General features: G+C 68.0%; 10 protein-coding genes and 1 tRNA gene. 5 read left to right on the top strand and 6 right to left on the bottom strand.

The window, feature by feature from the left end:
• The coding region (locus tag KBZ15_RS10980; RefSeq protein WP_315859875.1) for a coenzyme F420 hydrogenase/dehydrogenase beta subunit N-terminal domain-containing protein at positions 1 to 550 on the bottom strand (550 nt) is incomplete at its 3' end.
• Between the two features lie 92 nt (positions 551 to 642).
• Here KBZ15_RS10980 and KBZ15_RS10975 point away from each other — a divergent pair.
• Positions 643 to 1,623 carry an LCP family protein gene (locus KBZ15_RS10975; RefSeq protein ID WP_255015272.1) on the top strand — a complete coding sequence of 327 codons (981 nt, stop codon included), beginning with the start codon at positions 643 to 645 and terminating at the stop codon, positions 1,621 to 1,623.
• Between the two features lie 12 nt (positions 1,624 to 1,635).
• Here KBZ15_RS10975 and KBZ15_RS10970 read toward each other — a convergent pair whose 3' ends face one another.
• Positions 1,636 to 2,142 carry a hypothetical protein gene (locus tag KBZ15_RS10970; RefSeq protein WP_255015271.1) on the bottom strand — a complete coding sequence of 169 codons (507 nt, stop codon included), beginning with the start codon at positions 2,140 to 2,142 and terminating at the stop codon, positions 1,636 to 1,638.
• Between the two features lie 68 nt (positions 2,143 to 2,210).
• On the opposite strand from KBZ15_RS10970, the gene KBZ15_RS10965 reads away from it, so the two are divergent.
• Entirely contained in the window at positions 2,211 to 3,218 is a 1,008-nt protein-coding gene (locus KBZ15_RS10965; RefSeq protein ID WP_255015270.1) for a ribose-phosphate pyrophosphokinase, read from the top strand.
• 22 nt (positions 3,219 to 3,240) lie between these two features.
• A complete protein-coding gene (locus KBZ15_RS10960; protein ID WP_396123445.1) occupies positions 3,241 to 4,452 on the top strand; it encodes a glycoside hydrolase family 10 protein in 1,212 nt (403 codons plus the stop codon).
• Positions 4,453 to 4,456: 4 nt separating this feature from the next.
• Here the strand turns inward: KBZ15_RS10960 and pepN are convergent, their stop codons facing one another.
• Genes pepN through KBZ15_RS10945 form a run of 3 tightly spaced genes read right to left on the bottom strand, consistent with a single transcriptional unit; the run spans position 4,457 to position 8,234 of the window.
• Positions 4,457 to 7,135, bottom strand: a complete 2,679-nt coding sequence (gene pepN, locus KBZ15_RS10955) for an aminopeptidase N (protein ID WP_255015269.1) — start codon at positions 7,133 to 7,135, stop codon at positions 4,457 to 4,459.
• A gap of 5 nt (positions 7,136 to 7,140) precedes the next feature.
• Positions 7,141 to 7,602, bottom strand: a complete 462-nt coding sequence (locus KBZ15_RS10950; RefSeq protein ID WP_255015268.1) for a cAMP phosphodiesterase — start codon at positions 7,600 to 7,602, stop codon at positions 7,141 to 7,143.
• A gap of 50 nt (positions 7,603 to 7,652) precedes the next feature.
• Positions 7,653 to 8,234, bottom strand: coding sequence for a hypothetical protein (locus tag KBZ15_RS10945; RefSeq protein WP_255015266.1), 582 nt, complete (start codon positions 8,232 to 8,234; stop codon positions 7,653 to 7,655).
• Positions 8,235 to 8,323: 89 nt separating this feature from the next.
• Here KBZ15_RS10945 and KBZ15_RS10940 point away from each other — a divergent pair, with 89 nt between their 5' ends.
• Both KBZ15_RS10940 and KBZ15_RS10935 read left to right on the top strand, forming a co-directional pair.
• Positions 8,324 to 9,487 (top strand): histidine kinase, encoded by a 1,164-nt coding sequence (locus tag KBZ15_RS10940; RefSeq protein ID WP_254930273.1) that lies wholly within the window; start codon positions 8,324 to 8,326, stop codon positions 9,485 to 9,487.
• A gap of 37 nt (positions 9,488 to 9,524) precedes the next feature.
• Positions 9,525 to 9,597 (top strand) — tRNA-Glu (locus KBZ15_RS10935).
• Positions 9,598 to 9,675: 78 nt separating this feature from the next.
• On the opposite strand, the gene KBZ15_RS10930 is transcribed toward KBZ15_RS10935, so the two are convergent.
• Positions 9,676 to 10,146 (bottom strand): SRPBCC family protein, encoded by a 471-nt coding sequence (locus KBZ15_RS10930; RefSeq protein ID WP_255015273.1) that lies wholly within the window; start codon positions 10,144 to 10,146, stop codon positions 9,676 to 9,678.
• Between the last annotated feature and the right edge of the window lie 336 nt (positions 10,147 to 10,482).

Here is a 10,482-nt window from a genome sequence, read left to right as displayed (position 1 = left end):
GCAGGGTGGGCTGCACGGCCCGCAGGGCCTGGATCTGGCAGCCCACGCCGATGGCCAGGAGCCGGCGGATGCCGCTGCCGGGCAGCTGCTCGAGCACCTCCAAATTGGGGGAGAGGGTGGGCTTATTCACCCGGGCGGCGAGCACCTCGGCCGGGGTGCGGGCCAGCTGGGGCACGGGGGTGAAGCGGTCGTCAGGGCTCTGGCCCACACACAGCACCGCATCCACCAGGCCCGTTTCCAGGGCAAGTACGCCGATGCGACTGGCGATGCCCGTCCACTGGGCTCCTTCTATGGGCCGCTGCAGCCGGGCGGTGAGCATGCGCTGCTGCACGCCGAAATAGAGCTCGTCGTCGTTTTCCAGGTCGCGGCTGCGGCCGTGGGCTTCCGTTTCCATCGCCTCAAAGCGCTGGGTCAGAAAGGCGCAGCTCTGCTTTACGTAGGCCACCCAGCGACTGTCGCAGAGGCCGCACTGGCTACACAGGTCTTTGGCAGGATAGGTACTTCCCTTGGCCAGGGGCCTTGCCCGCTCATGGGGAGCACTGACAGCCATTACCGGACAGCCCTGGGGCATCAGCAGGGGCCCAACCTATCGGGTGTGGGCCGCAGGGTGGTGGGCGAAAGTGGGCGTCGCTCCGCCTGACCATGGCTCAGAGTTCAGACCAGCCGAAGCGCCGCCGGGGAGCGGTGCCGCTGCGACTGGCCATGGCCGGTGCTGGCCTGGCTGTGGGGCTGGGCCTGTTTGCCTGGATCTGGCCCGAACCTGACCGCTCCAGCCAGCTGGTCCAGCAGCTCACCCCAGCCGACCTGGCCAAAGCCCCAAGCCGCAGTGTCACCGTGCTGGTGATCGGCCTGGATAGCGAACGCCCCGCCGATCCCCTCAACCGCGCGGCCCCGCCTGGCCCCGCCAATGCCGATGCCCTGCTGCTGCTGCGGATCAATCCCCAGGGGCCGCTGCAGGTGCTCACCCTGCCAGCCAATCTGGCGGTGCAGATCCCCGGCCAGAGCCGTCCCCAGGGCATTGGCAGCCTCTACCGACTGGGCGGTCCCGCCCTGATCGCCGACGCGGTGAGCAGCCTGGTGGGGCTGGAGCCAGGTGTGCCAGATCGCTATCTGGTGCTGGGTCGAGCCACCCTGCGCAGCCTGGTGGATGGCCTCGGCAGCATCGCCGCCAACCCCACCCGCTCCCGTCGCTACAGCGACAAAAGCCAGGGCTTCACGATCGATCTGCAGGGTGGGCTGCAACGGCTGCGGGGCAGCCAGGTGGAGCAGCTGGTGCGCTACCGCGATCCCAGCCGCCCGGAGCAGAGCCGCCAGGAAAACCACCAGTTGGTGCTGCGCGCTCTGGTGCGGGAAATGGCCCTGCCCGAGCACCTGGGCCGGCTCACCAGCCTGAGCCAATTTCTGAGCAGGGAGGGTATGGCCACCAACCTCACCCAGGCGGAAACCCTGAGCCTGCTGGCGGCAGGCCTCAGCCGACCTGAAACGGTGCAATTCACAGCCGTGCCCTTGGCCCCGCCAGCCCCGGCCCCGCCAGCACCGGCCCGGCCAGGTGTGCCGCCCCTGCGGCAAATCGACCCCGGCGCGGCGGTGCCCCTCTGGCCAGCGGTGGCCCCCACTCCCTAGACGCCTGGAGCCTCAGTCGGCTCCGATCTGGCGCCAACGCAGCTCCAGGGCCAGGGCCAGCCCCTCGGCCCCCTCGAGGTTCCCCAGCCAGGGCAGGCCATCCCCGCGGCGAGCGGGGGCTTCCCAGGGGCCATCGGCCTGCACCAGCCCCAGTAGGGGCACCCGCCACTGGAGCAGCAGGGCCGTCATCGCTGCCGCCAGCCCACTGTTGAGCTGCTCCCCGGCCAGCAGCAGCAATGCCGGCTGGCGCCAGGCGCCGAGAGCCTCGGCCCAGTGGCCCGCTCCCCCTTCCAGGGGCAGGCCCGGATCGATCGGTAGCGGCACCAGGCCGGGGCCCCGGCCCGCCAGGGCCGCCAGGGCCGCCTGGGGGCTCTCCGGCCGGAGGGGCTCCCACCAGGGCAGCGCGAGGGCCGCTGCCAGGGCCGGTGCTGCCCTGTGCTGCAGTGCCGCCACCGCCATGGCCGCGCCGCCAGCAACCACCACCAGGGGCTGGTCCAACCGAGGCACAGGAAGCGTCATGGTTGTTTGCACTCAACAGCCAGTCTCGCTTCTACGATCAGGTGCCAGCCGACGCTTGCGCGCTCGCCGTGACCAGTTTCCTCACCGCTGATCGCGTCGCTCCCCAAGGCAGCCCGATCGAGTCAACCCATGACACCCGGCGGTTGCGGCTGTTCAGCGGCAACTCCAACCAGGCCCTGGCCCGGGAAATCGCCGCCTACCTGGGGGTTCCCGATGGCCCCCGGGTGATTAAACGCTTCGCCGATGGCGAGTTCTACATCCAGATCCAGGAATCGATCCGCGGCTGCGACGTGTTTCTGATCCAGCCCACCTGCGCTCCGGTGAACGACCACCTGATCGAGCTGCTGATCATGGTGGATGCCTGTAAACGGGCTTCGGCCCGCCAGATCACGGCCGTGATCCCCTACTACGGCTACGCCCGCGCCGATCGCAAAACGGCCGGGCGGGAGTCGATCACCGCCAAGCTGGTGGCCAACCTTCTCGCAAAATCGGGCGTCGACCGGGTGCTGGCCATGGACCTGCACTCGGCCCAGATCCAGGGCTACTTCGACATCCCCTGCGACCACATCTACGGCTCGCCAGTGCTGGTGGATTACCTGCGCAGCAAAAATCTCGCCGACCTGGTGGTGGTGTCTCCGGATGTGGGCGGGGTGGCGCGGGCCCGGGCCTTCGCCAAGCAGATGAACGATGCCCCCCTGGCGATCATCGACAAGCGCCGCTCCGGCCACAACGTGGCCCAGAGCCTCACCGTGATCGGTGAGGTGGCCGGCAAGACGGCAATTCTGATCGACGACATGATCGACACCGGTGGCACGATCTGTGCCGGGGCCCGGCTGCTGCGCCAGCGTGGCGCCACCCGGGTGCTGGCCTGCGCCACCCACGCTGTGTTTTCGCCGCCGGCGATCGAGCGGCTGTCCGAGCCTGGCCTGTTTGAGGAGGTGATCGTCACCAACAGCATTCCCCCCAGCGAAGCCTGCCGCTTCCCCCAGCTGCAGGTGCTCTCGGTGGCCAACATGCTGGGTGAGGCCATCTGGCGGATCCACGATGAGAGCTCGGTGAGTTCGATGTTCCGCTGACTTGCCCCAGCGTAGAAACCCGTTGAAACCCGCCCCCCTGCGTCGCTTCGCCCGGCTGAAGGCCTTCCTGCCAGCTGCGGTGAGCGTGTTGCTCACCCTGCCCTGGGCCCTTGCCCCGCTGCCCCTGCTGGCCCAGAGCCAGCCGGCCCCATCCCGCCGCATCGGCGTGTGGCTCACCAATAGCCCAAGCCCCCTCTACTACGACCCCGCCCGGATCGACCGGGCGGTGAGGGAGCTGGCCGATGCGGGCTTCAACACCCTCTACCCGAATGTGTGGAGCCGGGGAGCCACCTTCCACAGCTCCCGCCATGCGCCGATGGAGCCGGCCCTGGCCAAGGCCAACCCCAATCTCGATCCCATCTGCCGCTTCACCCAGGCCGCCCACCGGCGCGGGCTCCAGGTGATTCCCTGGTTTGAATATGGCCTGATGGAGCCAGCCGATGCCGCGGTGGTGCGCCAGAACCCTGAATGGGTGCTGCAACGCCGCGACGGCAGCAGCGAGATGGCGATGCACGGCAAGCCGATGGTGTGGCTCAACCCCGCCCACCCGGGGGTGCGGCAACGTTTCCTCGGCCTGATCGGCGAGATCGTGCAGCGTTGCAACGTTGACGGCATCCAGCTCGACGACCATTTCGCCTGGCCGGTGGAGCTGGGCTATGACCCGTTCAGCCGTGCCCGCTACCTCGCCGAAACGGGCCTCGAACCGCCCGATGACCACACCGAACGGGCCTGGATGCGCTGGCGCCGCCAGCAGCTCACCGGACTGCTGCGGGAACTGCGCAGCCAGCTGAAGCGCTCGGGCACCTTGATCAGCCTCTCGCCCGGGCCCTTTCGCTTCGCCTACAACCACTGGCTGCAGGACTGGGAGCTCTGGGCCCTGGGGGAGCTGATCGACGACCTGGTGGTGCAGAACTACGCCTACTCGCTGAAGGGGTTCGAGAAGGACCTCAACCAACCGGCCCTGGTGAAGGCGCGCAGCTGGGGCATGCCGGTGGAGATCGGCATCCTGGCGGGCTTCGGCGGCCGCACCCCAGCCATGGCCACCCTGGCTCAGAAAGCCCAGCTGGCCACCAGCCGCGGCCACGGGGTGATCTATTTCTACTGGGAGGGCCTGTGGGGCCTGCATGCCGGCGACGAGGGGGCCCCCTATCGCCAGGCTGCCTTCCGCCAACTACACCAGAGCCTCAGCGGTCCGCTGCGGCCGCCACCACCTTTGCCGCTGCCCCGGCGCTGAGGGCCTAATTCGCCCCGAGGCACTGGCCCACCACCTCAGCGCTGTTGGTTGAGAGCGATGCGGCAGCCAGCTGCTCGAGGGCCCCGCGCATGGCCGCGGCGCGGGCCGGGCCGTAGCTCTGCCAGCGGCTAAATACCTTGGTCAGGCGCGAGGCCGTGATCGGGTTGCGCTGGTCGAGCTCGGCGATGCGCTCCGCCATGAAGCTGTAACCCAAGCCATCGGCGGCGTGGAACACAGGCGCATTGGCGGCCAGGCCGCCCAGTACGGCCCGCACCGAATTGGGGGCGGCCGGATCGAAGCGGGGGTGCTCCAGCAGCCGTGCCACCCGCTCCAGCCCATCGGCAAAGGGGGCTGAGGCCTCCAGGCCAAACCAGGCATCGAGGATCACGGGCCTGTGCTGCCAGCGCTGGTAGAAGGCGTCCAGCGCCTGCTGGCGCTCGGGGATCGGCTGACACTGCAGGGCCCGCAGCCCGGCCCGGGCCAGGGTCATCGAAGGGCCCCCCACCGCTGCCACTGCTGCTCGAGCCGCCCCCGCCCCCCTAGCCGCCACCAGCCAACTCCAGACTGTGCCGGTGAGCAGGCGGTCGCCGTTGCCTTCGGGCCAGGCCAGGCCCCACTGGGGCGTGCAGCGCTCCAGGGCCGCCGCCAGGGGCTCGGCCAGGGCAGTGCCAAATCGACCCTGCAGCGCCAGCAGGGCGGCAAACAGGGCCGGCGGATCAGGCTCCTCGCCGGCTGCGCTGCAGGCAGCCTCCAGCTCGGCCATGCCGGGCAGGGCCATCAGCACACTGCGGCTGGCTTCCGAGAGGGAGGGGTCGGCCAGGATCCGGCCGAACGCGTCAATAAGTTCCTCCTCCAGCAGCGAATCACCCCCACCGCCGGCCCGGGCCAGCACCGCCTGGCGCAACAGCACCTGGCCCGCGTCCCAGCGGGCGAAGGGGTCCCTGTCGGCGGCCAGTAGGTGCACCAGCTCGGCGGTGGGCCGGCCCATCTCCAGCAGCACCGGGGCGGAGAACTGGCGCAGCAGGGACAGGGCAGGCGGGTGGTGCTGGCGGGGCAAGCCCACCAGGCGCAGGCTCTGCTCGGGCTGGTCGATCACCAGCAGGCGGGTGCCCGCCCCTTTTGGTGTGGTGGAGGCCGGCTCCCCCTCCAACTGCACCGCCAGGGGCTCGCCGGCCTGGTCCAACAGGCCCAGGGCCAGGGGGATCACCAGGGGCTGCTTGTCGCTCTGGCCGGGGGTGGCAGGGGTGTGCTGTTGCACCAGCAGCTCCAGCACGCCGGTGTCGCCATCCCAGTGGCGCTGGATGTGTAGCCGGGGCGTGCCGGCCTGGTGATACCAGCGGCGGAACTGGGAAAAATCAAAGCGCGGGGCCAGCGGATCGGCAGCCCACCCCTGGGCGGCCCCATCCTCCATGGCCTGCACGAAGTCTTCGCAGGTGGCGGCCGTGCCGTCGTGGCGGCTCACATAAAGCGCCATCCCCCCCATGAAGGTCTCCTCCCCCAGCAGGGTGTGGAGCATGCGGATCAGCTCCGATCCCTTCTCGTAGATCGTAGTTGTGTAGAAGTTGTCGATCGCCTGGTAGGCATCGGGTTGCACCGGATGGGCGGTGGGGCCGGCATCCTCGCGGAACTGGGTGTTGCGCAGCAGGGCTACGTTTTCAATCCGATTGAGGGCGGCACCGTGCAGATCCTCCGTGAAGCACTGGTCCCGAAACACGGTGAGCCCTTCCTTGAGCGACAGCTGGAACCAGTCGCGGCAGGTGATGCGGTTACCGGTCCAGTTGTGGAAATACTCGTGGCCGATCACACTTTCGATGCGCTCCAGCTCGCCATCGGTGGCGGTTTCCGCATCGGCTAGTACGAGCTTGGAGTTAAAAATATTGAGACTCTTGTTCTCCATTGCGCCCATGTTGAAATGGCGCACTGCCACGATGTTGAATTCATCGAGGTCGTATTCGAGGCCATAGCGCTGCCCATCCCAGGCCATGGCGCGCTTCAGGGAAGCCATGGCGTGGCCGGTGTAGGGCCCATCGCCGGGCTCCACGTGGATGCGCAGGGCCACCTGGCGGCCGCTGGCGGTGGTGAAGCTGTCGGTGACCTCCTCCAGCTGGCCGGCCACCAGGGCAAACAGGTAGGAGGGCTTGGGGAAGGGGTCGTCCCAAACCGCGAAGTGGCGCCCGCCGTCGAGGCCGCCGGTTTCGACGCAGTTGCCGTTGGAGAGCAGCACCGGGCAACTGGCCCGATCCGCCTCGATCCTCACCCGGAAGCGGCTGAGTAGGTCGGGGCGATCAGGGTGAAAGGTGATGCGGCGGAATCCCTCCGCCTCGCACTGGGTGGTGAACATCCCACCACTGACGTAGAGGCCTTCGAGGGTGGTGTTGCTGTGGGGGTGGAGGCGCACCCGGCTCTCCAGCAGGAAGGCTCCGGTTGGGGGCTCGGCAATCAGCAGCTCGCCAGCCCCAAGCTGGTAGGCCCCTGGCTCCAGCTTGCGCCCGTCGATCGCCAGCTCCAGCAGCTCCAGATCCACCCCGTGGAGCAGCAGCGGGCCGGGCTCGGCGGCCGGATTGGGCCGAAAGGCCAGTTGCGCCGCCACCTCGCTGTGGTCGGAGTGCAGTTGAACCACCAGATCGGTGCGATCCAGCAGAAACGGCGCCGGACGGTAGTCGGCGAGGCGCACCAGGGGCATTCGGATTACTTGTTAGGGGTGGGTTTGGCCGTAGGCGCCGCAGCCGGCTTGGCCGCGGGGGGCTGCTTGAGGGCGTCCTGCACCTTCGCCATCACGTCGGCGGGCACCTCCTTGGGGCAGATCTCGGCTGCTCCCAGCACTGCAGAGTTGATCGAGCCCTTGCGCAGGTCCTCCAGGCCGAGGGGCTTGGCCCCCACCTGGGCGATCACCCCTTCGTGCTGGCCCAGGATCACCTGGGCGATGGTTTCCCCGGCGATGCCCACGGCCCTGTCGAAGGGCACCCCTGCGCCGCGGGCGATGCACACGTTGACCGCGGCTATCCGGGTGTAGAGGTTCATCTCCGCCTCGGTGGCGGGGGCCGCCCAGGCCCCAGACGGGGCCAGCACCAGGGGGAGTACCAGCAGGGGCAGCGCCAGCAGGGCTTGGAGCTGCGATGGGTAGGGGCGTGACGGGGATGGGCTTGACATCGTCAGGGCCGGAGTGGGGCGTCAGGTGCGGCCATGCTGCTGCATCAGGGCTAAGCCCCAGGCGGCAGGGGAGGGCCGGCAGCCTCGACGCGCACCTCGTGGTGGAGCTCCGCCAGTTCGAGAACGCCCTCCTTCCAGGAATAGATCGAGCGGGAGCGGTAGCGGTCCTGGTCCACCAGGCGGAAGTGCTCGAGGATGTCCCACCCCTCGTAGTGAGATTCAAACGTCAGCTCATGCTCATCCACCTGGCGAATCTGGCTCCGGTTGGCGGCGGCGCAGTAAAAACCGCGACTGCGTTGCAGCTGGTGCCCACACAGGTAGGCGTCCATGGTGCCGCTGCGCGAGTAGTTGGGCTTTTTCTCAAAGAAGTCGAATTCCTGCTCTGGCCACCAGGTAAAGCGGTAGGCCGCATCGCCCTCCACCGGCTCCTGGTAGGCCTCTACCCGCACCATCATGTCGACGCGCAGGGGCTCTTCATCGAGGAAGAAATACACCCGCCGCGAGCGCCAGAGGCCCAGATTGCGGGCAAACCAGCGGCGCAGATTGCTGTCGAGCTGGATGCGGGGCTGCACCGGTGGACTGGGAACGGGTGGGCCGGGAACTGGGAGGCTGGGAACTGGGAGGCTGCTCATGAAATCCCGGCCCTAGGGCTCACGGCATTGACTGTCTCAGTCATAGCGGGGATGGACCGGACTGGCCCCATCCCCATAGGGTGAGCAGCGTGACCCCAGACCAGCCCAGCACCGAACGGCCCGCGCCAGCGACGGAACGCCAGGCGCTGAAGTTGCTGTTGGTGGCCTCCAACCACCACCTGGCCAGCCCGGACCTGCGCAGCCTGCTGCAGTTTCTCAAGGGCGAGGAGTGTGGCTTCAAGGTGAGCCTCGAGGTAGCCGATCCGGCCCGCCAGCCCGAACTGCTGGAACTGCATCGGCTGGTAGCCACCCCTGCCCTGGTGAAGCTCGATCCGTTCCCCAAGCAGGTGTTGGCCGGCCATGGGATCACCCAGAAGCTGCGTAGCTGGCTGCCGCGCTGGCAGCAGATGGAGGTGGTCACCAGCCTGGGCATGAGCCTGCGGCCCGCCGAGATCGACGGCAGCCGCACCCGGCGGGAGCTGCAGCTGGAAGACCAGGTGCTGGTGCTGCGTCAGGAAAACGAAACCCTGATCGATCGACTCGGGGTGCAGGAGCGGCTGCTGCGGATGGTGGCCCATGAGCTGCGCACCCCACTTACCGCCGCCAAGCTCGCCCTCCAGAGTCACACCCTCGGCCAGATCGACGAGGCCCGCTTCCGCGACGTGCTCACCCGCCGGCTCGACGACATCCAGGAGCTCTCCAAAGATCTGCTCGAGGTGGGCACCACCCGCTGGGAGGCCCTGTTCAACCCCCAGCGCCTGGCCCTGGGCGAGGTGGTGGCCGAGGCCATTTTGGAGCTGGAGAAATTGTGGATCGGCCGCGACCTGGAGCTGCTCACCGACATCCCTGCCGACCTGCCGGATGTGTTTGCCGACCAACGCCGCATGCGCCAGGTGCTGCTCAACCTGCTGGAAAACGCCCTCAAATTCACCCCCGATAAGGGTCGGGTGCAGCTGGCCCTGCTGCACCGCACCGACCAGTGGGTGCAGGTGAGCATCTGCGACAGCGGTCCGGGCATTCCCAAGGGCGAGCAGGAGCGGATTTTCCTGGATCGGGTGCGTTTGCCCCAAACTTCCGGCACCACCTCCGGCTACGGCGTGGGCCTGTCGGTGTGCCGTCGCATTGCCGAGGTTCATGGCGGCCGGATCTGGGTGGCCTCCGAGCCCGGTGAAGGGGCCTGTTTCCATGTCACCGTTCCGGTCTGGAGCGGCCAGGGCCAGCCCGCCTTGACGAAGGGTCACCCTGACCCGTAGCTTCCAAACCAGCGGCGCCTCCGGGCGTTGTGGCCTGGCCCCCATCGTCTAGAGGCCTAGGACACCTCCCTTTCACGGAGGCGACAGGGGTTCGAATCCCCTTGGGGGTATTACTTTTTCCTGGCAGCTTTCTGGCAGTTTTTTTGCTGCTTTCTGGCAGGTTTTTGGCTGTTCTGGCCAGAGCTGGCTCAGGCCTGGGCGGTGCGGCGCTCGGCTTCGCGCTGCACGCCGCGCAGGTTGTTGGCCAGGTCTTCGCGCAGTCGCTGTTCGATCAGGCCGATCGGCATGCCTGGCCGGCCCTGCACGGTGAGCTCATAGAGCAGCCGGGTGCTTTCCCCAGCCCGGCCGATCTGCCAACAGCCCTCGAAGCGGCGGAAATCGCCGCGGCACATGCTGAAACTCAGCACGCCGGCATCCCGGTCTTCGACCAGTTCCAGCTCCACCCTGGCGCTGAAGCGCAACCCGCAGAACTGCTGGGTTCCCACCTGCTCCAGGCCCACCACGTTGCCGCGACGCCAGAGCTGGCGGGAGGAGGCCAGGTTGGGGATGTAGTGGTTGAGGTTGCCGTAATCGGTCAGTACCGACCAGAGGCATTGGGGGTCTGGGCTCAGGCTCAGCTGCACCGCCAGCCGCCGGGCCCCCTGGGGGAGCCGCTCCATCTCCTGCTGAATCGTGTCGAGGCTGCAGTGCTGCTGGCTCGCTGGATCAGCCTGACCAGCTGGATCAGCTTGATCAGCTGGATCGCGCCCGTTCACTGCCCCTTGGGACAGGAAACCGGAGGCTGCTGACGGTACAAGGATCTGCGCCAAGGAGGCACGGTCACAGTGTGCTGGCAAACCTAGCGGTGTTCGCCACAAAATCGCAGCAGATGGGTTCCCTATGATCGACCCGCTTTTAAGCGGGAAGGGTCTGCATGAGAGTTTCCACAGGGCGCGCCACCCAGTCCGACAGCCGCATGTTCACCGTTGTGGTGGAAGCCTTCGGCGTGGGCAAGC

It is taken from the genome of Cyanobium sp. BA20m-p-22 (assembly GCF_024346275.1).
Taxonomy (GTDB): Bacteria; Cyanobacteriota; Cyanobacteriia; order PCC-6307; family Cyanobiaceae; genus Cyanobium_A.
The sequence above is the reverse complement of the archived record's forward strand: the minus strand, read 5'-3'. Positions and strand labels throughout refer to the sequence as shown.

Coding starts and splice junctions, on each gene's coding strand:
- KBZ15_RS10950 (WP_255015268.1), bottom strand. CDS start 7,602: ATGTCAAGCCCATCCCCGTCACGCCCCTACCCATCGCAGCTCCAAGCC.
- pepN (WP_255015269.1), bottom strand. CDS start 7,135: ATGCCCCTGGTGCGCCTCGCCGACTACCGTCCGGCGCCGTTTCTGCTG.
- KBZ15_RS10930 (WP_255015273.1), bottom strand. CDS start 10,146: ATGGAGCGGCTCCCCCAGGGGGCCCGGCGGCTGGCGGTGCAGCTGAGC.
- KBZ15_RS10970 (WP_255015271.1), bottom strand. CDS start 2,142: ATGACGCTTCCTGTGCCTCGGTTGGACCAGCCCCTGGTGGTGGTTGCT.
- KBZ15_RS10975 (WP_255015272.1), top strand. CDS start 643: ATGGCTCAGAGTTCAGACCAGCCGAAGCGCCGCCGGGGAGCGGTGCCG.
- KBZ15_RS10945 (WP_255015266.1), bottom strand. CDS start 8,234: ATGAGCAGCCTCCCAGTTCCCAGCCTCCCAGTTCCCGGCCCACCCGTT.